Source organism: Streptomyces sp. NPDC045778, from assembly GCF_056431945.1.
On the sequence record NZ_JBWKJZ010000001.1, the window covers coordinates 588,313 to 608,597 of the forward strand.

The window sequence follows — 20,285 nt, forward strand, 5'->3', positions numbered from 1 at the left end:
GGACGATCACCCGTCCGGAGTGCGGCCGCACGGCGCGCGCCGGGGGCGCGCTAGTCCAGGGCCACCGTCGCGCGCAGCGGATCGCGCAGGTCCGTGCCCTTGCTCAGCCAGCGCTCCTGGAGGGCCTGCGCGCCGTGCACCCGCTTCCAGGCGGCCTCGTTCGGCGTCATCGGCAGCAGCGGCAGGAACCGTACGGGCTCCATCGGCTCGTCCAGGTCCAGGTCCGCCACCAGGCCGCCGGGCTCGGCGACCAGGACCGAGGTGAAGGGCGCGCCCGGCCACAGCGGCTCGCCCACGTCCAGGGAGCTGCCGGGAGCCACCACGACCCCTTCGACCTGCGGCGAAGCGGCGAGCACGGCCAGCGGCCTGAGCACCTTGTCGGTGTCGGCGACACCGCCCCGCACGGACAGGATCAGCTCCGCGCGCGGGCCCTTCACGGGGTCCGCGAGGACGGCCGTGGGGTCGGCCATCGGCTGGGCGGACATGCCGAGGGTGGCGTACCGCACGACCCCCGCGCTTTCGGCCGGAGGGCCCGGGAAGCGCAGCACCTCGACGCGGTCCGTGCCGAGGAACGTCACCGCCGCGCGCGCGTCCGGTTCGCCCAGGCCGTCACGCAACCGGGCTTCGACCAGAGCAAGAACATCAGCCATGCCGTGAGCATAGAACTCGTCAGTGATGGGTAAAGGTCGGGGTTTGACGGACCGGTCGGCTGATACTGTTGGCTGCTGGCCCGGGCGGCACGCAGAAGCGTCGCTCTCAAGCCCGGACCTCGGGGCCCTCGGGCCCGAACTCGACGGACGGCGCCCTCGCGCGCCTGGGAACTCCCCTACGGGGGACCGGCCGGAGGAGGTGGGGCTGCAGTGGATCGAAGTCGACCGTGCAGTACCACTCGCTCTTCCGCCCGCTGACTCCCCGCAGCAACGACGCTGCGGCTGTGTGCCCGGCACCCCAAGCACCACTCGGCCCGACCCGGCCTGTGCCCCGCACGACGGAAGAGCACCGCGTTTCACCTGATCTGCATCAGTAGCGTTGCTGCCACCGCGACGGTGCGGTGCTCCCCGCTTTGTGGACGTGCCTCCCCAGCACAGCCGGACGTCCCCATTCCGGGTAGTTCCACCCGCCGCAGGCGGCCCTTTCGTCGAAGGAGCCTGCCCATGTCGATGATCCGCGACCTGCGCGCCGCAGTCCGCCCCTCCCTGCGCAAGGAGAGCGGCGCCTACAGCTCGTACGACACCACCCGCGACCCGCGTGCCGCGTCCGCCGTCGTCGACTGCGCCGTCTACCGCGACGGCCGCCGCGTGTCCTGCGACGAGACCCTCACCCCGCACGAGGCCATGCTCCAGGTCCGCCGTGACGGCGGCTTCGCCTGGATCGGCCTGCACGAGCCGACGGAGGCCGAATTCGCGGGCATCGCCGCCGAGTTCGGGCTGCACCCGCTGGCCGTCGAGGACGCTGTCCACGCCCACCAGCGGCCCAAGCTGGAGCGCTACGACGACACGCTGTTCACGGTCTTCAAGACCATCCACTACGTGGAGCACGCCGAACTGACCGCCACCAGCGAGGTCGTGGAGACCGGCGAGGTCATGTGCTTCACCGGCCGGGACTTCTTCATCACCGTCCGGCACGGCGGCCACGGCTCGCTGCGCGCGCTGCGCCGCCGGCTCCAGGACGAGCCCGAGCTGCTCGCCAAGGGCCCGTCGGCGGTCCTGCACACCATCGCCGACCACGTCGTCGACGGCTATCTGGCGGTCGCCGACGCGATGCAGGTCGACATCGACGACGTCGAGAACGAGGTCTTCGCGGCCACCGGCAAGGGCGGCTCGCGCGGCGTCGACGCCGGGCGGATCTACCAGCTCAAGCGCGAGGTCCTGGAGTTCAAGCGGGCCGTGCAGCCGCTGCTCCGCCCGATGCAGCTGCTCTCCGAGCGTCCGATGCGGCTCGTCGACCCCGACATCCAGAAGTACTTCCGCGACGTCGCCGACCACCTCGCCCGCGTCCAGGAGCAGGTGCTCGGCTTCGACGAGCTGCTCAACTCGATCCTCCAGGCCAACCTCGCGCAGGCCGCCGTCGCGCAGAACGAGGACATGCGCAAGATCACGTCCTGGGCGGCCATCATCGCCGTCCCCACGGCCGTGTGCGGCGTCTACGGCATGAACTTCGACCACATGCCCGAACTGCACTGGCGCTACGGCTACCCGATGGTGCTCGGCCTGATCGCCACGGTCTGCTACACCATCCACCGCACCCTGAAGCGGAACGGCTGGCTGTGAGCGCGGGTCCCCGCCCCGGGGCCGCTGGCTAAGCTGCCGTCATGACCGCTGACACGCTGTTCGGGCGCGCCCTGATCGAAGAGGCCACCAAGAAGTCGGGCCTCGTCTGGGTGCGCGGCGCGGGTCCGGCCCGCGCCCTGTGGCACGTCTGGCACGACGGCGCGGCGCACCTCGTGGGCGACGGCCCCGGCGAGCAGCCCCTGCCGCAGCTCGCCGACGGCGCCACCGCCGAGGTGACCGTGCGCAGCAAGGACAAGGGCGGCCGCCTCCTGTCCTGGACGGCGACGGTGACGGAGCTTGCGCCGCGCACCGAGGAGTGGGAGGCGGCGGTCGCCGAGCTGAAGGGCAAGCGGCTGAACGCCCCCGACGGCGAGCGGGTCGTCGAGCGCTGGGCGGCCGAGTGCCGCGTGCTGCGCCTCGCGCCGCGCGAGGCGGACCTGGAGGCGCCCGACGGCTCGCTGGCGGCCCCGCCCCTGCCGACGCCCGCGACGACCCGCGCGCCCATGCCTCAGGGGCTGCCGAAGCTGCTTCTCGGCCGCGGGAAGAAGGCGAGGAAGCGGCGCTGAGCGGCGGCTACGACGTGGGCAGCTGCTTGCCGTAGTCCACCGTCTCGTTCAGGCCCGGCTCCTTCAGCGGGACGGCCTGGTTCCACTCGCTGAGCCGCAGCGTGCCCGCGCCGCCCGCGCGCCGCAGGGTCAGCGGGTACGGCTTGCCGTCGAGGGACACCTCCAGGGTGCCGCCCGCGCCCTGGTCGCCGCTGATCCTGATGTAGCGCTTGGTGCCGGTCCCGCCGCGCTCGCCCTTGGCCAGCGTGCCGTGCAGCGCGAGGGTGCCGTCGAGGAGCACGTCCTTGTCGGTGAACCCGCTGAGCCTGCGGTACGCCGGGTCGCCCTGGGGCACCTTCACGTACTTGCCGTCGAGCTTGGCCGCCGCCGAGCCGTCCGGGCCTGCGGAGGCGCCGCCCTCGCCCTGGTGCGCCCAGAAGGCCGAGTCCGCCTTCAGGAAGAGGTTCTCGCCGACGCGCAGCAGCTCGAACGTCTGCCCCTTGGACGTCACCGTGCCCGTGCCGCCGTTGGCCGTGAGCCGCATGTCGAGCTTGTACGTGTGCCCCTTGGTGACGACGCTGCCGGAGAGCCGCACGGCGGGCGCGGCCTCGGCGACCTGCCGGGCCTTGCTCTGGATCCTGGCCGCGGAGAGCTTGCCGACGCCGTTCGTGCCCTTGTCCGGGTCGTCGTCCCCGCCACCGCCGCACGCCGTCAGGCCGGCGACACCCACCATGAGCCCCGCGCACACCGCGCCCACCAGCACGGACCTTCGGAAACGGGGAGCCGGTCGCATCGCAGTCACAGGTGGGGCTGCCTCTCGTGCGGACGTCGTCTACGGCCGTGGCCGTACGCCGGGACGGCCTGGCGTACCGCAGCGTACCGGTGTCCCCTACGTCCCTCGGAGCCAGTCCGTCCGGACCGCTCACCAGGGCATATGCGAGGGGTACGGGCTAGCCTGAACCCCATATCCCCGGCATAGGGCACATACCGCCGAAACGGTTCACCGACCCCACCCCGAGAAAGGCGCGGCACATGGCAGGAGGCGCGCCCCGGATCTTCGTCTCGCACCTGTCCGGCACCGCGGTCTTCGACCCGAACGGCGACCAGGTGGGCCGCGTGCGCGACCTCGTCGTCATGCTCCGCGTCGGCAGGAGGCCGCCCCGGCTGCTCGGCCTGGTCGTCGAACTCGCGACCCGCCGCCGCATCTTCCTGCCCATGACCCGGGTGACGGGCATCGAGTCCGGCGAAATCATCAGCACCGGCGTCCTGAACGTACGCCGCTTCGAGCAGCGCCCCACCGAGCGCCTGGTCCTCGGCGAGATGCTCGACCGGCGCGTGCACCTGGTGGAGACCCGCGAGGAGGTCACCGTCCTGGACGTGTCCGTACGGCAGCTCCCGGCCCGCCGCGACTGGGAGGTCGACAAGGTCTTCGTCCGCAAGGGCAAGGACGGCGCCTTCCGGCGCAAGGGCGAGACGCTCACCGTCGACTGGGCCGCCGTGGACGGCTTCTCCCTGGAGGAGCACGGGCAGGGCGCGGAGAACCTGCTCGCCACCTTCGAGCAGCTGCGCCCCGCCGACCTCGCCAACGTCCTGCACCACCTCTCCCCCAAGCGGCGCGCCGAGGTGGCCGCCGCCCTCGACGACGACCGCCTCGCGGACGTCCTCGAAGAGCTGCCGGAGGACGACCAGATCGAGATCCTCGGCAAGCTCAAGGAGGAGCGCGCCGCCGACGTCCTGGAGGCCATGGACCCGGACGACGCCGCCGACCTGCTCGCCGAGTTGCCCGAGGACGACAAGGAACGCCTCCTGACCCTGATGCAGCCCGACGACGCGGCCGACGTACGGCGCCTGATGGCGTACGAGGAGCGCACGGCGGGCGGTCTGATGACGACCGAGCCGATCGTGCTGCGCCCGGACGCCACGGTCGCGGACGCCCTCGCCCGGGTGCGGCAGGAGGACCTCTCGCCCGCCCTCGCCGCGCAGGTGTACGTGTGCCGGCCGCCGGACGAGACCCCGACCGGCAAGTATTTGGGCACCGTGCACTTCCAGCGGCTCCTGCGCGACCCGCCCTACACGCTCGTCGGCTCGATCCTCGACGACGACCTGCGCCCCCTCTCGCCGGAGGACCAGCTGCCGGTCGTCGCGGGCTTCTTCGCCGCGTACGACATGGTGGCGGCGCCCGTGGTCGACGAGGGGGGCGCGCTCCTCGGGGCCGTCACCGTCGACGACGTACTCGACCACATGCTGCCCGAGGACTGGCGCGAGACGGAGTTCCACCTCCAGGAGGAGACCGGCCATGGCGCGTGAACGGCAGGGGCGCGCCGGCGGGCGCGACCGCGAGGCGCGCGAGGAGCGGCGCGAGCCCCGTCCCGAGACCCGGCCCCGGTTCCGTCTCGACCAGCCGCGCGCGCGGCGCCGCAAACTGCTCCCGGACTACGACCCCGAGGCCTTCGGGCGGCTCTCGGAGCGGATCGCGCGCTTCCTCGGCACCGGCCGGTTCATCGTCTGGATGACCGTGGCCATCGTCATGTGGGTGGTCTGGAACGTCTCCGCCCCCGTCGAGCTGCGCTTCGACCGCTACCCGTTCATCTTCCTGACCCTGATGCTCTCGCTCCAGGCCTCGTACGCGGCCCCGCTGATCCTGCTCGCGCAGAACCGCCAGGACGACCGCGACCGCGTCACCCACGAACAGGACCGCAAGCAGAACGAGCGTTCCATCGCCGACACCGAGTACCTGACCCGGGAGCTGGCCTCGCTGCGCATGGGCCTCGGCGAGGTCGCCACCCGCGACTGGCTGCGCTCCGAACTCCAGGACCTGGTCAAGGAGCTGGAGGAGCAGCGGCGGGTATTCCCGTCGGCGGCCGCGCGGGCACGTGACGTAGGCGACCGCTGACGGGCCTTCCGGACCCCCCTACCGGGAGCCGTACCATCGAGTACATGGTTACGGAAGACGCGGTGCGCGAAGCGCTGGCGACGGTGAACGACCCCGAGATCCAGCGGCCCATCACCGAACTGGGGATGGTCAAGTCCGTGGAGATCGGCGCGGATGGCGCGGTCGCGGTCGCGGTGTATCTGACGGTCTCCGGCTGCCCGATGCGGGACACGATCACGAAGAACGTGACGGACGCCGTGTCCCGCGTAGAGGGCGTCACCCAGGTCGACGTAACCCTCGACGTGATGAGCGACGAGCAGCGCAAGGAGCTGGCGGCGGCGCTGCGCGGCGGCCAGGCCGAGCGCGAGGTGCCGTTCGCCAGGCCCGGCTCCCTGACCCGGGTGTACGCGGTCGCCTCCGGCAAGGGCGGCGTCGGCAAGTCGTCCGTGACGGTGAACCTGGCCGCGGCGATGGCCGCGGACGGCCTCAAGGTCGGCGTGGTCGACGCCGACATCTACGGCCACTCGGTGCCGCGCATGCTGGGCGCGGACGGGCATCCCACCCAGGTCGAGAACATGATCATGCCGCCGTCCGCGAACGGCGTGAAGGTCATCTCCATCGGCATGTTCACGCCGGGCAACGCGCCGGTGGTGTGGCGCGGCCCGATGCTGCACCGCGCGCTCCAGCAGTTCCTCGCGGACGTCTTCTGGGGCGACCTGGACGTGCTCCTTCTGGACCTGCCGCCGGGCACCGGCGACATCGCGATCTCCGTCGCCCAGCTCGTGCCGAACGCCGAGATCCTGGTCGTCACCACGCCCCAGCAGGCGGCGGCCGAGGTCGCCGAGCGCGCGGGCTCCATCGCCGTCCAGACCCACCAGAAGATCGTCGGCGTGGTCGAGAACATGTCGGGCCTGCCCTGCCCGCACTGCGGCGAGATGGTCGACGTCTTCGGCACGGGCGGCGGGCAGAGGGTCGCCGAGGGCCTCACGAAGACGACCGGCGCGACGGTGCCGGTGCTCGGCTCCATCCCCATCGACGTCCGGCTGCGCGAGGGCGGCGACGAGGGCAGGCCGGTGGTCCTCACCGACCCCGAGTCCCCCGCGGGCAGCGCGCTGCGCACCATCGCGGGCAAGCTCGGCGGCCGCCAGCGCGGCCTCTCCGGCATGTCCCTGGGCATCACGCCCCGCAACAAGTTCTAGACCCGGGCGCTTACGACAGGGCGCGTGGAGTCCACGACGCCCTGTCGTCCGTGCTGGTCCGTGGGCTACTTCGCGTAGGCGGCGATGTCCTTGACCACCGAGAACCCGAGGCCGTACGCGCTCATCCCGCGCCCGTACGCCCCCAGATGCACCCCCTCTTTGGTGGACCCGGCGAGCACCCATCCGTACTCGGACTCCCGGTAGTGGAACGAGGTCGGGACCCCGTCCACCGGCAGGGAGAGGGCCGACCAGTCGGAGCCGTCGAGGTCGTCCGCGAGGACCCACGCCGTCTCCGTCTGCTGGTCCAGCCAGTCGTCCCGCAGGCTGTGGTCCATCTGCCCGGGCCAGGTGTAGGACAGCAGCCCGACGCCGGCGAGCCAGGCCGCGGAGGACACCGAGGTCGCCTCCAGGACGCCCGTGCCGTCGGCGCTGCGCCGCACCGGGTTGGCGGCGACGGTCACCACGACCGCGAAGCGCTCCCTGTCCCCGTCGCCGGAACCGCCGTCGGCCCGGAGCGACGGCTCGTCACCGTGGCCGATCGAACCGTGCTCCACGGCGCCGTCCGCCGCGGTGCCGACCTGCATCAGCCAGCGCGGTCCCGTGAAGGCCTCGTCCAGGCCGTACCAGGGGAAGGGCGCCAGCAGGTAGCCGTCGACCGTGCGCCGGGCGGAGGGCACCGCTTGCGACGCGGCACCGTCCGCGGCTGACGCCTGAGCGCCCACCCGACTTGTCGTCTCCATGTACCCGGCCGCCTCCTCGCTGTCGTCGGTCCGGAGCGGCCCGCCCCCCTCGGGCGTCCTCACGCCGGACAACAAGGCAGGATAGCCACACCGCATCCGGAAGCCGGTAAGGCAGTCGGCGGACGGGTGTCCGGCAGGCCACGAGCGCGGGCATCGCGGCGCACCGGGCGGCGCACACGTGGCGCCGGATGGCGCATGCGGGCGGCGGCGTGCGCTCAGGTCGCGTCGGCGTCGAAGGGCGGGTGGTCCTCGGCCGCGGGCTTGGCGGGGCGCTTGTCCATGTCGATCCGGCCGCCGCCGTTCGCCGCGGCCTTGGAGGTGGACGTGCCGGACCGGCTCGCGCGGTCCTCCCGGTCCTCCGCGGGGTCGCTGTCGCGCCCGTGCACGGAGTCCGCCACTTCGGCCATTTCCTTGCGCAGGTCGAAGCCGTTGCGGATTTCCTTGAGCCCGAGGTCCTCCCGCTCCATCTGCTTGCGGATGAACTTCTTCGGATTCAGGTCGTCGAACTCGAAGTCCTTGAACTCCGGACCCAGTTCGTCCCGTATGTCCTGCTTCGCACTGTCCGAGAACTGCCGGATCTTACGAATGGTCCGGGACGCGTCCTGGATGAACTTCGGCAGCTTGTCCGGGCCGAAGATGAGTACAGCGAGGATGACCAGCGTCACTATCTCGAATACGCCGATGTCGTTGAACACCCTGAAGCTCCTTGCCGTCCGGACCCGCTCTACGGTACCCGGCGCTGCTGTACGTCCGGTAGCCGCCGGGCGTCAACGACGTCAACAGCGGCAAGTGCCGTCCGGGGGCGCACTCCCGGCTCAGTCGCCACTGGCGCTGCCGAGGACCAGGGTCACCTTGCGCTCGTCGCCGCCGCGGCGGAGGGTCAGCTCCAGGCGGTCCTCGGGCTTGTGCGCGCGGACCTTGACGATCAGCTCGTCGCCGGAGTGCACGCGCCGGCCGTCGACCTCGGTGATCACGTCGCCCGGCCTGAGCCCTGCCTTGGCGCCGGGGCCGCCGCGGGTGACGGCGGGGCCGCCGTTCTGGCTCTTGCGCGCGATGCGCGCGCCGTCGCCCGTGAACCGCTTGTCGATGGTGACGCCGATCACCGGGTGTGTGGCCCGGCCGGTGTTGATCAGTTCCTCGGCGACCCGCTTGCCCTGGTTGATCGGGATGGCGAAGCCCAGCCCGATGGAACCGGCCTGGCCGCCCTCGGACTCCGAGCCGCCGTCGGCGGAGCGGATGGCGCTGTTGATGCCGATGACGCGGGCCTTGGAGTCGACGAGCGGCCCGCCGGAGTTGCCAGGGTTGATGGGCGCGTCGGTCTGGAGTGCGTTCACGTACGAGACGTCGCTGCCGTCGCCCTTCTCGCCGCCCGCCGTGATGGGGCGCTCCTTGGCGCTGATGATCCCGGAGGTGACGGTGTTGGCGAGGTCGAAGGGCGCGCCGATGGCCACCACGGGGTCGCCGACCTGCACGTTCTCGGAGTTGCCGAGGGGCAGTGGCTTGAGGCCGCGGACGCGGGAGACCTTCACGACGGCCAGGTCGTAGCCGCTGTCCCTGCCGATGACCTTGGCGCGCGCGGTCTCGCCGCCGCTGAAGGTCACGGATATCTCGCCGCCGGTTCCCGCCGGTTCGACGACGTGGTTGTTGGTGAGGATGTGGCCCTTGCCGTCGAGGACGAATCCGGTGCCGGTGCCGGCTCCGTCGTCGCCGCGCACGTGCAGCGTGACCACGCCGGGCAGGGCACTCGCGGCGATCCCGGCCACGCTGCCCTTGGGCCGGGCGCGGGACTCCGAGCCGGCCTGCGGCAGCTCCACGCCACCGCCGCCGATGCCGCCCTCGCGCTCCAGCTGCGCCCCTACGACACCACCGATGCCGCCCGCGACGAGCGCGATGCCCACCGCCCCGGCCACGAGCCCCTGCCGGCCACGCTTGCGCCGCTGCTCCCGCGTCTCGACGGCGGCCCCGGTCTGCTGGAGGGGCGCGGCGCTCCAGGGGTCGTACCGCTGCCAGGGCGCGGGGGCGCCCGGGGCCTGAGTGCCGTGGGCCGGGGTGGTGACCGGGTGCTGCACGGGCGGGGCGGGGGCCCAGGGCCCGGGTTCGCCGTACGGCGGGGTGCTGTAGGGGTCGGGCTCGTGCAGGGGCTTGGGGCGGCCGGCCGGGGGGTGGGGGGCTGCGGCTGGGGCGGGCGGTGCTGCCGGGGCAGGTGCTGCGGGCGTGGCCGCCTGGCCTGCGTGGCGGTCGGCTGCCGGGGCGGCCGGAGAGCCGGAGCCCGCGGACGAGGCGGCCGGTGCTGCCGGGGTAGGTGCTACGGGCGTGCCCGCCTGCCCGGCGTGGCGGTCGGGCGCCGGGGAGCCGGGGGCTGCCCCCGCTGGAGGTGTCACCGGCGCCTCGCCGGGCCGGGTCTCGGGCGGCAGAGGCCCGGAGGCCGGGGTGTCAGGGGCCGGGGGCCGGGCCTCGGCCGCACGGGGGGCGGCCTCCCCGCGTGGCCCAGCGCCAACGTCTCCGCTCGGCCCAGTACCCACGACCTCGTCCATGCTCTCCCCACAACTGCCCCACGGCGGACGCCGATTCCGTGCCCGTCGGGCACACCGGGGAATTCAACCAGGTCCGCGCGCCGGACGTCAGTGGATCTCGGCCGTGCCCCGTCGCTGGGCGAGGCCGGGGGGCGGTGTCGCCCGGGGTGTCGGGTCCGCCGCGGCGTTCAGCGTGAGGCCGGTGGCGGCGGCCGGGCCCTCCGGGTCGTCCGGCGCGGCGGCACGCACCAGCGGCGACATCACTCCGGCACCGGCGAGCAGCGGGGCCGTGAGGTGCTGCGGCGTGGGCGTGGAAGGGCCGGGCGCGCCGGACAGGAGCGGCACGGCGGCCGTGGTCGGCGCGGGCGCCTGTGGCCGCTGCCCCTGGACGGAGAAAGGGCTGATGCCACGGCGGCGCGTCGACTCGGGGACGCCGGTGGTGGGGGCGGTCTGGGAGCGCGGCGGCGACGCGTTGCTGTTCGTCCCCGCGCCGCCCGCGCGCTGGTCGGTGGAGCCGAGGGGGGCGCTCACCGTGACCCCGCCGAGAGCTATCGCGGCGAGGGACACGGCCCCGGCGGCCGCGAAGGCGAACCGCCTGCCGCGCCAGCCGGACCGCTCGGCCTCGGTCCTGCCCACCGCGTGTATCCGGAAGCCGCGCTGCTCGCTGGGCAGCACCGCCGCGTGGGCGCCCGACGGCGCGTACTCCACGAGGGGGTCGGGGCGCGGGCCGCCGAGGGAGAACAGGCCGCCGCTCGGCAGGCCCGTCGTCCCGGAGGAGCCGGTGGCGAAGCCGTCGTCGACGGGGGTGCGGGGGCCGCCCCGGCCCTCGATGTCGTCGATGTCGTCGAGGCTCATGCCCGGGAGGTTCTGCAAGCGGGCGAGGAAGCTCTCGCTGGGCGGCGGGGCCGCCGTCTGCGCGAACACGCTCTTGAGCCGGCGCTGGGCGTCGGCTTCCGTCTTGCACGTAGGACAGGTGGCCAGATGCGCGAGCACACGCTCGCGCGCCTCATGACCGAGTTCGCCGTCGACCAGCGCGGCGAGTCGGTCCCCCAGGTGCTGCTCGGCGAAATGCCGCTCGGCAGGATTCGACCGTGATCCACTCACGCGGTCGCGCCCCCTCCTCCCAGCGCCACGGCACCGGTGACCGCGAGCGAACGGCGCTCGGCGCGGGCCTCGGGTGAACGGTGCTGGAGCGCCTTGCGGAGCTGGGAGCGGCCACGGTGGATACGGCTGCGGACCGTACCGAGCTTGACGCCCAGGGTGGCGGCGATCTCCTCGTACGAGAGGCCCTCGATGTCGCACAGGACCACGGCGGCGCGGAACTCGGGCGCGAGGGTGTCGAGCGCCTGCTGGACGTCCGCGTCGAAGTGCGTGTCGTTGAACACCTGCTGGGGGGACGGCTCGCGGCTGGGGAGGCGCTCGGCGGCGTCGTCCCCGAGGGCGTCGAACCGGATGCGCTGCTTGCGGCGCACCATGTCCAGGAAGAGGTTCGTGGTGATGCGGTGCAGCCAGCCCTCGAAGGTGCCGGGCGTGTACGTCGACAGGGAGCGGAAGACGCGGACGAAGACTTCCTGCGTGAGGTCCTCGGCGTCGTGCTGGTTGCCCGTCAGGCGGTAGGCGAGGCGGTAGACGCGGCCGCTGTGCGTGCTGACGATCTCCTCCCAGGTGGGGGGAGTCCACGCCTGGGCATCCGCGTCAGCGGCAAAGGTCGCGGTCTGAGCGGAGTTAGCGCGGTCAGCGGTGTCGGTCACGGATTTCGGCCTACCCGCCAACCTGAGAAAACGCCGGAGCGCTCCTCCCTGATCCGCGGACTCGGCCGCACCTCCCCTGTCGGCTCTGGTGGTGTCCAGTGGAGCCCCTACCATAACCACCTCGCCCGTTAGCTCCGGATAAGCGTTTTTACCTAGATTTGCCTCTTGGGGGGTCGGTACGGCCCCTGCGATCGTGCCTTGATCCACCCGATCCCCCCGTCAGCTCTCCCCGGGCCGCCCCGGGCCGCTCCCCGTCAGCGGTCTACCTGACTAACGCGCGGTCCCATCTGCGGGTTCCCGGGCCCAACGGATACAGTCACCGCCAGGCAACCACGGGGACAGGAGAGGGCCATTAGCGGCAACCGGCAGACGAGCTGGGCGTTCGCCGACGCCTTTGTCGCCGAGGACGAGGCGCTGCTCTGGGCCCGCGACCGGGCGCTGGACGCGGGCCTGCGCTCCGTGTCGCCCGGCACCGGCGCCGCGCTGCGGCTGCTGGCCGCCACCGTGGACGCCAAGGCCGTCGCCGAGATCGGCACGGGCACCGGGGTCTCCGGCATCCACCTGCTGCACGGCATGCGCCCCGACGGGGTGCTGACCACCGTCGATCCCGAGCCCGAGCGCCAGCAGTTCGCGCGGATGGCCTTCCGGGCCGCGGGCTTCGCGGGCAACCGCGCCCGGTTCATCCCGGGCCGCGCCCTCGACGTGCTGCCGCGCCTCGCCGACGGGGGCTACGACCTGGTGTTCTGCGACGGCGACCGGCTCGAGTGCCTCGACTATCTCGCTGAATCGTTGCGCCTGCTACGTCCGGGTGGCCTCGTCTGCTTCGAGGGCGTCTTCTTCGACGGCCGGACCGTCGACTCCGGGCCCCAGCCCATCGAGGTGCTGCGGCTGCGGGAGCTGCTCCGCGCGGTGCGCGAGAGCCAGGACCTCGTACCGTCGCTGCTCCCGGTGGGCGACGGCCTGCTGTGCGCGGTCAAGCGATAGCGCGGCACAGCCCCGGGCGCGCGCCCGCCCGCGCCCCTCGGGGGTGCTCCCGCCCGCGCCCCTCGGGAGTGCTCCCGCCCCGGACACAGCACTGCCCCGGCTCGTCGTACGATGCCGGGGCAGTGGAAAAGTGTGGGCGATTGCGCGTCAGCCGACTACCTTCTTCAGGGCGTCGCCGAGTGCGTCGGCCTCATCCGGGGTCAGTTCGACGACAAGTCGACCGCCGCCTTCGAGCGGAACGCGCATGACGATGCCCCGCCCCTCCTTGGTCACCTCGAGCGGGCCGTCGCCCGTCCGCGGCTTCATGGCCGCCATGCTCGTTCCCCTTCCTGAAACCAGCTTGTCGCAGCCGACAACCCAGGTGTCACCGGCATCGAACACATTGCTTCCAGGTCATTATCCCGCATGGCGGGACCCGATGACCAACATCGGTCGGCATCGCTTGCGCAACGCGCGCCCGCAAAACCACTCAATTCGGCGATGTGGCTGCAATACTTCGCCGCCCCAGGCGCTTCTTCCGCCTCTCGTTCTTTGACGCAGGTCACATCTCCGACGGCGTACCGGTGGCCGATGATCTAGGTCATGCTGGGCGCACCGAGGCCCAGGGACACACACCCACGGGACCACCACACAGGACCAGCGGAGGGGACCCCACCATGGCCGACACCGTGCTCTACGAAGTCAGCGACGGGCTCGCGACGATCACGCTGAACCGTCCCGACGCCATGAACGCGATGAACACCGAGGCCAAGGTGGCCCTGCGGGAGGCGGCGCGCGAGGCGGGGGCCGACCCCGAGGTGCGGGCGGTGCTGCTCACCGCGACCGGCCGCGCCTTCTGCGTGGGCCAGGACCTCAAGGAGCACATCGGAGTGCTCCAGGAGTCGCGCGCGTCGGGCTCCGGGCAGACCATGAGCACGGTGAGCGAGCACTACAACCCGATCGTGCGAGCGCTGGCCGGCATGCCCAAGCCGGTCGTGGCGGGCGTCAACGGCGTGGCGGCCGGCGCGGGCTTCGGCTTCGCCCTCGCCGCCGACTACCGCGTGGTCGCGGACACCGCGTCGTTCAACACGTCCTTCGCCGGGGTCGCGCTGACCGCCGACTCGGGCGTGTCCTGGACGCTGTCCCGGCTGATCGGCCAGAGCCGCGCCGCCGACCTGCTGCTCTTCCCGCGGGGCATCAAGGCGCAGGAGGCGTACGACCTGGGCATCGCGAACAAGGTCGTCCCGGCGGACGCCCTTGCCGACGAGGCGCGCGCGGTGGCCCGCGCGCTGGCCGCGGGCCCGACCCTCGCCTACGCGGCGATCAAGGAGTCCCTCGCGTACGCCGCGGGGCACTCCCTGGACGAGGCGCTGGACAAGGAGGACGAGCTGCAGACGAAGGCGGGCGCGTCCGACGACCACGCCATCGCCGTGCAGGCCTTCCTCGACAAGGCGAAGCCCGCCTACCTGGGCCGCTAACCGCGCCCGCTCAGGAGCCGCTCGCCTCGCGGGCCACGCAGTCCGCGAGGTGGTCGTTCACCAGGCCGCAGGCCTGCATCAGGGCGTAGGCCGTGGTGGGGCCGATGAAGCGCAGGCCGCGCTTCTTGAGGGTCTTGGACAGGGCCGTGGACGCGTCCGTGACCGCGGGCACGTCGGCGAGTGTCCGCGGTGCCGGGCGCGTGGCGGCGTCCGGCGCGAACGACCAGATCAGGCGGTCCAGCTCGCCCTCGGGCCAGTCGGCGAGCACGCGCGCGTTGGCGAGGGTCGCGTCGACCTTCGCGCGGTTGCGGATGATGCCCTCGTCGGCCAGGAGCCGCGTGCGGTCGGCGTCCGTGAACTCCGCCACCGCGGCGATCTTGAAGCCGGAGAAGGCCGCCCGGAAGCCCTCCCGGCGGCGCAGGATCGTGATCCAGGACAGGCCCGACTGGAAGGCCTCCAGGCAGAGGCGCTCGAACAGCGCGTCGTCGCCGTGGACGGGGCGGCCCCACTCGCCGTCGTGATACGCCACGTAGTCCTCGGTGGACAGGCCCCAGGGGCAGCGCAGGGCGCCGTCGGGGCCGGGGATCGCGTCGCTCATCGGTCGTCCTCCGGTCGCTCGGCCGGCGCCGCCGCCGGATTCCCGTCGCCCGGGGCGCGGTCCTGGGGGCCGGGCCCCCCGGGGTCCGGGGCGCCGGGGCCGCCGTACCTCGCGAACAGGCCGGGGCCGCCGACGGCCGTGGCCTGGGCGCCCGCGAGGGCCGTCTCCAGCTCCGCGATGCGGGCGTCGCGCTCGGCCAGCTCCGCGCCCAGGCGGTCGAGGGCCTCGTCCACGTCCACCATGCGGTAGCCGCGGACGGTCATGGGGAAGCGGACCGCCTCCACGTCGGCCCGGCGCAGCGGCCGGTCCGGCGGCAGCGGGTCGGCGAAACGCTCCGGCGGCACGTCCGGCAGGGCGCCGCCCTCGGAGCCGCCGAGGACGGCCAGCGTCACCGCGGCGACCACCACCACGAGGGCGATGACCAAGAACAGGAACATGACCATCTGTGCGGGTCCCCACGCTCGGATGCCGACCGCGGCCGGTCGGCACGGAACTGTTGGCTAACTGTCTGGCTCCGATCGTGCCATGCGCCTCTGACAGTTAAGGTCGCAGGCGGCGACGGCCACGCGGTCCGCCACGTAACGAAAGGGAGGCGCACAGGGGATGCTCAAGCTGGGCAGGCGCGTGTTCGATGCGCATGAGCCGGTCATCATGGCGATCGTGAACCGGACCCCGGACTCCTTCTACGACCAGGGCGCCACGTTCCGCGACGAACCCGCCCTCGCGCGCGTGGAACAGGCCGTCGCCGAGGGTGCCGCCATCATCGACATCGGTGGCGTCAAGGCCGGTCCCGGCGAGGAGGTGACCGCCGAGGAGGAGGCCCGCAGGACCGTCGGGTTCGTCGCCGAGGTGCGGCGGCGCTTCCCCGATGTCGTCATCAGCGTCGACACCTGGCGGCACGAGGTCGGCGAGGCCGTGTGCGACGTCGGCGCCGATCTGCTGAACGACGCGTGGGGCGGGGTCGACCCGAAGCTCGCGGAGGTCGCCGCGCGGTACGGGGTGGGGCTCGTGTGCACCCACGCGGGCGGCGCGGAGCCGCGCACGCGGCCGCACCGGGTGGAGTACGAGGACGTCGTGGCCGACATCCTGCGGGTGACCGTGGGACTTGCCGAGCGGGCCGTGGAGTTGGGGGTCCCCCGGGAGTCCGTGCTCATCGACCCCGGGCACGACTTCGGGAAGAACACACGGCACTCCCTGGAGGCGACGCGGCGGCTCGGGGAGCTGGTGGACACGGGGTGGCCCGTGCTGGTGTCCCTGTCCAACAAGGACTTCGTCGGGGAGACCCTCGACCGGCCGCTCAAGGAGCGGGTGGTGGGCACGCTGGCCACGACCGCGGTGTCCGCGTGGCTGGGGGCGCAGGTGTACCGCGTCCACGAGGTGGCGGAGACGCGGCAGGTCGTGGACATGGTGGCGACGATCGCGGGGCACCGGCCGCCCGCGGTGGCCCGCAGGGGCCTGGCGTAGGCCCGGCGGGCCACCGCGGGCGGGCTGTTCCGGCCCGTCCGGGGTCCGCGACTAGCGGCCGACCTCCTTCGTCACGAGGCTGACCGCCTCGTCCACGTCGTCCGTCACGTGGAACAGCAGCAGATCGTGTTCCGAGGCCTTGCCCTGGGCGACGACCGTGTCGCGCAGCCAGTCGACGAGGCCGCCCCAGTAGGCGGAGCCGAAGAGGACGATGGGGAAGCGGGTCACCTTGCGGGTCTGTACGAGCGTGAGCGCCTCGAACAGCTCGTCGAGGGTGCCGAGCCCGCCGGGCAGTACCACGAACCCCTGGGCGTACTTCACGAACATCGTCTTGCGGACGAAGAAGTAGCGGAAGTTGACGCCGATGTCGACGTGCGGGTTGAGGCCCTGCTCGAAGGGCAGCTCGATGCCGAGCCCGACGGAGACGCCCTTCGCCTCGCGGGCCCCCTTGTTGGCGGCCTCCATCGCCCCGGGCCCGCCTCCGGTGATCACCGCGAAACCGGCGTCGACGAGGGCCTTGCCGATGCGGACGCCCGCCTCGTACTCGGCCGTGTCGGGGCGGGTGCGGGCCGAGCCGAAGACGCTGATGGCGCTCGGGAGTTCGGCGAGGGCGCCGAAGCCCTCGACGAACTCGGACTGGATGCGCATGACCCGCCAGGGGTCGGTGTGCAGCCACGCCGAGTCGCCGCCCTCGGTGTCGAGGAGCCGCTGGTCGGTGGTGCCGGGCGTGATCTGTTCACGGCGCCGCACCACCGGCCCCAGGTGCTGCTCCTCCGGCGGACCCTGAGCTTCCGGACTGCCCATGAACATCCCCTTCCACTGACGGTCGCGGCGCGGCCCGGTGTCCCGGGCCGCTCACGACTCACTCGTTGTGCCACTTCAGCGTAGGTCTACGGGCGTTACGCGCGGCGCAATTCCACAAGGCGGTCGGGTTCAGGCGGTGAGCCAGGCGCGCAGCTGTGCCTCCGCCTCGGGGATCAGGGAGGCCTTGACCCGCTCGTCCACCTTGTGGGCGAGGAGCGGGTCGCCGGGGCTGTAGTTGACGGCGGGCACGCCGAGGGCGCTGAAGCGGGCCACGTCGGTCCAGCCGAACTTGGGCCGGGCCTCGCCGCCGACGGCCTCCAGGAACGCCTGGGCGGAGGGGTGGGTGAGGCCGGGGCGCGCGCCGCCCGTGTGGTCGTCGACGACGAACTCGTCGATGCCGCAGTCCGCGAAGTAGTCGCGGACGAAGGCCTCCGCCTCCTCGGGCGTGCGGTCGGGCGCGTAGCGGAAGTTGACGACCACCGTGCAGGCGTCGGGGATGACGTTGGTCGCGACGCCGCCCTCGATGCCGACCGCGTTGAGGCCCTCGTGGTACTGGAGGCCGTCGACGACCGGCTTGCGCGGCTCGTACGCGGCCAGCTTGGCGAGGATCGGGGCGGCCGCGTGGATGGCGTTGGAGCCCATCCACGCGCGCGCGGAGTGCGCCCGCTCCCCCGTCGTCTTCAGGTGGACCCGCAGCGTGCCCTGGCAGCCGCCCTCGACCTGGCCGGCGGTGGGTTCGAGGAGGACCGCGAAGTCGCCCGCGAGCCAGTCGGGGTGGGCGTCGGCGACGTGTCCCAGGCCGTTGAGGTGCGCGGCGACCTCCTCGTTGTCGTAGAACACGAAGGTGAGGTCGCGGTTGGGCTCGGGCACGGTCCGGGCGATGCGCAGCTGGACCGCGACGCCCGCCTTCATGTCGCAGGTGCCGCAGCCCCAGAGCACGCCGTCCTCGTCCAGGCGCGAGGGCACGTTCCCGGCGATCGGGACGGTGTCGATGTGCCCCGCGAGGATGACGCGCTCGGCGCGGCCCAGATGGGTGCGGGCCACGACGTTGTTGCCGTGCCGGTCGACCGTCAGGTGCGGCAGGGCGCGCAGGGCGGTCTCGATGGCGTCCGCGAGCGCCTTCTCCTGGCCGCTGGGGGACGGGAAGTCGACGAGCGCGGCCGTCAGCGCGGCGGCGTCCAGGGTGAGGTCGAGCGGCGCCTTGGCCGGGGTCTGATCCATGGCCTCGACCCTAACTCTCCGCTCCGGGTCGCCCTCTGTTCGGCTCTGTCGCTCCGCACGGCCCCTCTCCGTGCCCGTGTCGGCACTTTCCGTACTGTCAGTGCGCTCCAGTACGGTGTCCCGCGTGTCCGAGCCGTCCCTCTTCGTCCGGCGCGGCCGCCTTCCGCGCGCCGGGGCCGCCCTCGCCGTGCTGCTCGCCGTCGTGGCCTACGTAGTGATGCAGTACGTGTCCGGGAGCCGCTCCGACCCCCGGTGCACGGTCGTGTCGGGCAACGGCGACGGGGCGACGTACGAGATGACCGCGGAGCAGGCCGTCAACGCCGCGACCATCGCCGTCGTCGGCACCCGGCGCGGCATGCCGGAGCGCGCGGTGACGATCGCCCTCGCGACGGCCCTCCAGGAGTCGGGGCTCCGCAACATCCGCCACGGCGACCGGGATTCGCTCGGCCTGTTCCAGCAGCGGCCCTCGCAGGGCTGGGGCTCCGCGCGGCAGATCATGGACCCGGTGTACGCGTCGGTGCGGTTCTACGACCACCTCAAGGATGTGCCGGGTTATTCGCGGCTTCCCCTGACGGTCGCCGCGCAGCGCGTGCAGCGCAGCGGCTTCCCGCAGGCGTACGCGAAGCACGAGCCGGGCGCCGCGCTGCTGGCCGCCGCGCTCACCGGACGCACCCCCGCGACGCTGAGCTGCCAGGGTCTGCCGGGCATCGACCCGGGCGGCCCGGACGAGGTGCGGCGGGCGCTCGCGCGGGACTTCGGGCGGGGCGTCCTGCCCGCGGGCACGATCGCGCGCGGGCGCGTGGTCAGCGTTCCCGTCACCGGGGCGACCGCGGCCTCACCGGAAAGTGGCACTCCGCAACGCGGCTGGGAGCTGGCGCACTGGGCCGTCGCCCATGCGACGGCCCTGCACATCGAGCGGGTCTCGTACGGGGACGCGGAGTGGCGGGCCGGGGATTCCGGCGCCGTGTGGCGTACGACCGGTGCGCGCACGCACGAAGTCCGAATCGTCGCTGGGCAGTAGTGCGGAGGGGTCCCTCGAATGAGGGACGGCGATTGCCGCGCGGAGACGCCTGACCGGCCCATTCGAGCGGGTGCCGCACCCCCCTCAAATTCCTTGAGAACAAGGGGTGTTGAGCGGGCGGCGCGGCATTTTCACGAATGACGTTTGCCCGAATTTATCCGCAGCCGATAATGCGACGCATTGCCAACTCTTTACGTTGGCCCACCGCAACCTTCGGGAGCTTCGAGCGGTAGTCACTGCGTCCGGCGCCGGAGATCCTCCGGCCGGACACCTCACCTTCCCCTCCCGCTAAGGAGCATCATGTCCCTCCCCCTGACCCGCCGGATCGCCCGTGCCGCGCTGCTCGTTGCGGCGGGAGCGGCGCCCGTGGTCGGTGCGGCCGGCTCCGCGAGCGCCGCCGACCTGCCGGACACGTCCAAGCTGGGCGGGCTCACGGCCGTCGACCCGAGCAGCCTGGGCGACACGGTCGACGGTGCGACGCAGAAGGCCAGTGGCGTCGCGACGGAGGCCGGGAGCAAGGCCGTCAAGAAGGGCGTGCCGACCGCGGGCAAGGCGGTGGGCAAGGGGGCGAAGACGACGACTCCCGCCGCGAAGGGGGCCGCGGATGACGTGGCCGAAGGGGCGGGCGAGGTCCTTGGGGACGCCACGGGCAAGGGGCTGCCGACCGAGCAGCTGCCGGTGAAGAGCCTGCCGCTGGGCTGACCCTCCGGGTCCGGAAGCCGCGAAGGGGTGGGGGGGGGGGGAGGGGCCCCCCCCCCCCCCCCCCCTTCCCCCCCCCCCGCCCCCCCCCCCCCCCCCCCCCCCCTCCCCCGCCCCCCCCCCCCCCCAGACAAAATGAGCGCCCCC

At 72.9% G+C, this 20,285-nt stretch carries 22 protein-coding genes; 10 read left to right on the forward strand and 12 right to left on the reverse strand.

Annotation, left to right across the window (positions count from 1 at the left end):
* Positions 1-50: 50 nt before the first annotated feature.
* Positions 51-650, reverse strand: coding sequence for a suppressor of fused domain protein (locus AC07GB_RS02595; protein ID WP_478841375.1), 600 nt, complete (start codon positions 648-650; stop codon positions 51-53).
* A gap of 504 nt (positions 651-1,154) precedes the next feature.
* Here AC07GB_RS02595 and AC07GB_RS02600 point away from each other — a divergent pair.
* The gene (locus AC07GB_RS02600) at positions 1,155-2,270 is read left to right on the forward strand and encodes a magnesium and cobalt transport protein CorA (protein WP_030684760.1); all 1,116 of its coding nucleotides are present in this window, start codon (positions 1,155-1,157) and stop codon (positions 2,268-2,270) included.
* Positions 2,271-2,311: 41 nt separating this feature from the next.
* Positions 2,312-2,836 (forward strand): hypothetical protein, encoded by a 525-nt coding sequence (locus AC07GB_RS02605; RefSeq protein WP_478841376.1) that lies wholly within the window; start codon positions 2,312-2,314, stop codon positions 2,834-2,836.
* Between the two features lie 7 nt (positions 2,837-2,843).
* Here AC07GB_RS02605 and AC07GB_RS02610 read toward each other — a convergent pair whose 3' ends face one another.
* Complete coding sequence (locus tag AC07GB_RS02610) at positions 2,844-3,608, reverse strand: hypothetical protein (RefSeq protein ID WP_478841419.1); 765 nt, start codon at positions 3,606-3,608, stop codon at positions 2,844-2,846.
* A 239-nt stretch (positions 3,609-3,847) separates the two neighbouring features.
* Here AC07GB_RS02610 and AC07GB_RS02615 point away from each other — a divergent pair, with 239 nt between their 5' ends.
* The 3 genes from AC07GB_RS02615 to AC07GB_RS02625 are packed head-to-tail and all read left to right on the forward strand — an operon-like array spanning position 3,848 to position 6,886.
* Positions 3,848-5,122, forward strand: a complete 1,275-nt coding sequence (locus AC07GB_RS02615; RefSeq protein WP_478841377.1) for a magnesium transporter MgtE N-terminal domain-containing protein — start codon at positions 3,848-3,850, stop codon at positions 5,120-5,122.
* Entirely contained in the window at positions 5,112-5,708 is a 597-nt protein-coding gene (locus AC07GB_RS02620) for a DUF1003 domain-containing protein (RefSeq protein WP_478841378.1), read from the forward strand. The genes AC07GB_RS02615 and AC07GB_RS02620 overlap by 11 nt, the downstream gene beginning before the upstream one ends.
* Positions 5,709-5,752: 44 nt before the next feature.
* Positions 5,753-6,886 (forward strand): Mrp/NBP35 family ATP-binding protein, encoded by a 1,134-nt coding sequence (locus AC07GB_RS02625; RefSeq protein ID WP_478841379.1) that lies wholly within the window; start codon positions 5,753-5,755, stop codon positions 6,884-6,886.
* A gap of 65 nt (positions 6,887-6,951) precedes the next feature.
* Here AC07GB_RS02625 and AC07GB_RS02630 read toward each other — a convergent pair whose 3' ends face one another.
* The 5 genes from AC07GB_RS02630 to sigE all read right to left on the reverse strand — a co-directional run bounded on the left by AC07GB_RS02630 (position 6,952) and on the right by sigE (position 12,004).
* Positions 6,952-7,626, reverse strand: coding sequence for a hypothetical protein (locus AC07GB_RS02630; RefSeq protein ID WP_478841380.1), 675 nt, complete (start codon positions 7,624-7,626; stop codon positions 6,952-6,954).
* Positions 7,627-7,841: 215 nt separating this feature from the next.
* The gene (locus AC07GB_RS02635; RefSeq protein ID WP_478841381.1) at positions 7,842-8,321 is read right to left on the reverse strand and encodes a sec-independent translocase; all 480 of its coding nucleotides are present in this window, start codon (positions 8,319-8,321) and stop codon (positions 7,842-7,844) included.
* A gap of 120 nt (positions 8,322-8,441) precedes the next feature.
* Positions 8,442-10,160: a S1C family serine protease gene (locus tag AC07GB_RS02640; RefSeq protein ID WP_478841382.1), complete on the reverse strand. Its 1,719-nt coding sequence runs from the start codon at positions 10,158-10,160 to the stop codon at positions 8,442-8,444.
* An 87-nt stretch (positions 10,161-10,247) separates the two neighbouring features.
* Positions 10,248-11,243: an anti-sigma factor family protein gene (locus tag AC07GB_RS02645; protein ID WP_478841383.1), complete on the reverse strand. Its 996-nt coding sequence runs from the start codon at positions 11,241-11,243 to the stop codon at positions 10,248-10,250.
* On the reverse strand, positions 11,240-12,004 hold the full coding sequence (gene sigE / locus AC07GB_RS02650) for an RNA polymerase sigma factor SigE (protein ID WP_171075849.1): 765 nt from the start codon (positions 12,002-12,004) through the stop codon (positions 11,240-11,242). The genes AC07GB_RS02645 and sigE overlap by 4 nt, the downstream gene beginning before the upstream one ends.
* Positions 12,005-12,175: 171 nt before the next feature.
* Here sigE and AC07GB_RS02655 point away from each other — a divergent pair, with 171 nt between their 5' ends.
* A complete protein-coding gene (locus tag AC07GB_RS02655; protein ID WP_478841420.1) occupies positions 12,176-12,874 on the forward strand; it encodes an O-methyltransferase in 699 nt (232 codons plus the stop codon).
* A gap of 147 nt (positions 12,875-13,021) precedes the next feature.
* Here the strand turns inward: AC07GB_RS02655 and AC07GB_RS02660 are convergent, their stop codons facing one another.
* Positions 13,022-13,189, reverse strand: a complete 168-nt coding sequence (locus AC07GB_RS02660) for a DUF3117 domain-containing protein (protein ID WP_003966491.1) — start codon at positions 13,187-13,189, stop codon at positions 13,022-13,024.
* A 341-nt stretch (positions 13,190-13,530) separates the two neighbouring features.
* Here AC07GB_RS02660 and chcB point away from each other — a divergent pair, with 341 nt between their 5' ends.
* Complete coding sequence (chcB, locus tag AC07GB_RS02665) at positions 13,531-14,331, forward strand: 2-cyclohexenylcarbonyl CoA isomerase (RefSeq protein ID WP_478841384.1); 801 nt, start codon at positions 13,531-13,533, stop codon at positions 14,329-14,331.
* A gap of 10 nt (positions 14,332-14,341) precedes the next feature.
* Here the strand turns inward: chcB and AC07GB_RS02670 are convergent, their stop codons facing one another.
* Complete coding sequence (locus tag AC07GB_RS02670; RefSeq protein WP_478841385.1) at positions 14,342-14,929, reverse strand: DNA-3-methyladenine glycosylase I; 588 nt, start codon at positions 14,927-14,929, stop codon at positions 14,342-14,344.
* Positions 14,926-15,372: a DivIVA domain-containing protein gene (locus AC07GB_RS02675; RefSeq protein ID WP_478841386.1), complete on the reverse strand. Its 447-nt coding sequence runs from the start codon at positions 15,370-15,372 to the stop codon at positions 14,926-14,928. The genes AC07GB_RS02670 and AC07GB_RS02675 overlap by 4 nt, the downstream gene beginning before the upstream one ends.
* 160 nt (positions 15,373-15,532) lie before the next feature.
* On the opposite strand from AC07GB_RS02675, the gene folP reads away from it, so the two are divergent.
* The gene (gene folP / locus AC07GB_RS02680; protein WP_478841387.1) at positions 15,533-16,393 is read left to right on the forward strand and encodes a dihydropteroate synthase; all 861 of its coding nucleotides are present in this window, start codon (positions 15,533-15,535) and stop codon (positions 16,391-16,393) included.
* A 51-nt stretch (positions 16,394-16,444) separates the two neighbouring features.
* Here folP and AC07GB_RS02685 read toward each other — a convergent pair whose 3' ends face one another.
* Both AC07GB_RS02685 and dapE read right to left on the reverse strand, forming a co-directional pair.
* Positions 16,445-17,197, reverse strand: coding sequence for an LOG family protein (locus tag AC07GB_RS02685; protein WP_478841388.1), 753 nt, complete (start codon positions 17,195-17,197; stop codon positions 16,445-16,447).
* 129 nt (positions 17,198-17,326) lie between these two features.
* Positions 17,327-18,418 (reverse strand): succinyl-diaminopimelate desuccinylase, encoded by a 1,092-nt coding sequence (dapE, locus tag AC07GB_RS02690; RefSeq protein ID WP_478841389.1) that lies wholly within the window; start codon positions 18,416-18,418, stop codon positions 17,327-17,329.
* 124 nt (positions 18,419-18,542) lie between these two features.
* Here dapE and AC07GB_RS02695 point away from each other — a divergent pair, with 124 nt between their 5' ends.
* Both AC07GB_RS02695 and AC07GB_RS02700 read left to right on the forward strand, forming a co-directional pair.
* Complete coding sequence (locus tag AC07GB_RS02695) at positions 18,543-19,439, forward strand: heavy metal transporter (RefSeq protein ID WP_478841390.1); 897 nt, start codon at positions 18,543-18,545, stop codon at positions 19,437-19,439.
* 300 nt (positions 19,440-19,739) lie between these two features.
* A complete protein-coding gene (locus tag AC07GB_RS02700; RefSeq protein WP_478841391.1) occupies positions 19,740-20,141 on the forward strand; it encodes an ATP-binding protein in 402 nt (133 codons plus the stop codon).
* The last annotated feature ends 144 nt before the right edge of the window (positions 20,142-20,285 follow it).

Excerpts from the sequence above, each read along its gene's own strand:
- chcB (WP_478841384.1), top strand. The coding sequence starts at position 13,531 with ATGGCCGACACCGTGCTCTACGAAGTCAGCGACGGGCTCGCGACGATC.
- folP (WP_478841387.1), top strand. The coding sequence starts at position 15,533 with ATGCTCAAGCTGGGCAGGCGCGTGTTCGATGCGCATGAGCCGGTCATC.
- AC07GB_RS02620 (WP_478841378.1), top strand. The coding sequence starts at position 5,112 with ATGGCGCGTGAACGGCAGGGGCGCGCCGGCGGGCGCGACCGCGAGGCG.
- dapE (WP_478841389.1), bottom strand. The coding sequence starts at position 18,418 with ATGGATCAGACCCCGGCCAAGGCGCCGCTCGACCTCACCCTGGACGCC.
- AC07GB_RS02675 (WP_478841386.1), bottom strand. The coding sequence starts at position 15,372 with ATGGTCATGTTCCTGTTCTTGGTCATCGCCCTCGTGGTGGTGGTCGCC.
- AC07GB_RS02700 (WP_478841391.1), top strand. The coding sequence starts at position 19,740 with ATGTCCCTCCCCCTGACCCGCCGGATCGCCCGTGCCGCGCTGCTCGTT.
- sigE (WP_171075849.1), bottom strand. The coding sequence starts at position 12,004 with ATGGTAGGGGCTCCACTGGACACCACCAGAGCCGACAGGGGAGGTGCG.
- AC07GB_RS02600 (WP_030684760.1), top strand. The coding sequence starts at position 1,155 with ATGTCGATGATCCGCGACCTGCGCGCCGCAGTCCGCCCCTCCCTGCGC.
- AC07GB_RS02615 (WP_478841377.1), top strand. The coding sequence starts at position 3,848 with ATGGCAGGAGGCGCGCCCCGGATCTTCGTCTCGCACCTGTCCGGCACC.
- AC07GB_RS02610 (WP_478841419.1), bottom strand. The coding sequence starts at position 3,608 with ATGCGACCGGCTCCCCGTTTCCGAAGGTCCGTGCTGGTGGGCGCGGTG.
- AC07GB_RS02595 (WP_478841375.1), bottom strand. The coding sequence starts at position 650 with ATGGCTGATGTTCTTGCTCTGGTCGAAGCCCGGTTGCGTGACGGCCTG.
- AC07GB_RS02670 (WP_478841385.1), bottom strand. The coding sequence starts at position 14,929 with ATGAGCGACGCGATCCCCGGCCCCGACGGCGCCCTGCGCTGCCCCTGG.
- AC07GB_RS02625 (WP_478841379.1), top strand. The coding sequence starts at position 5,753 with ATGGTTACGGAAGACGCGGTGCGCGAAGCGCTGGCGACGGTGAACGAC.
- AC07GB_RS02630 (WP_478841380.1), bottom strand. The coding sequence starts at position 7,626 with ATGGAGACGACAAGTCGGGTGGGCGCTCAGGCGTCAGCCGCGGACGGT.
- AC07GB_RS02640 (WP_478841382.1), bottom strand. The coding sequence starts at position 10,160 with ATGGACGAGGTCGTGGGTACTGGGCCGAGCGGAGACGTTGGCGCTGGG.
- AC07GB_RS02685 (WP_478841388.1), bottom strand. The coding sequence starts at position 17,197 with ATGGGCAGTCCGGAAGCTCAGGGTCCGCCGGAGGAGCAGCACCTGGGG.
- AC07GB_RS02605 (WP_478841376.1), top strand. The coding sequence starts at position 2,312 with ATGACCGCTGACACGCTGTTCGGGCGCGCCCTGATCGAAGAGGCCACC.
- AC07GB_RS02660 (WP_003966491.1), bottom strand. The coding sequence starts at position 13,189 with ATGGCGGCCATGAAGCCGCGGACGGGCGACGGCCCGCTCGAGGTGACC.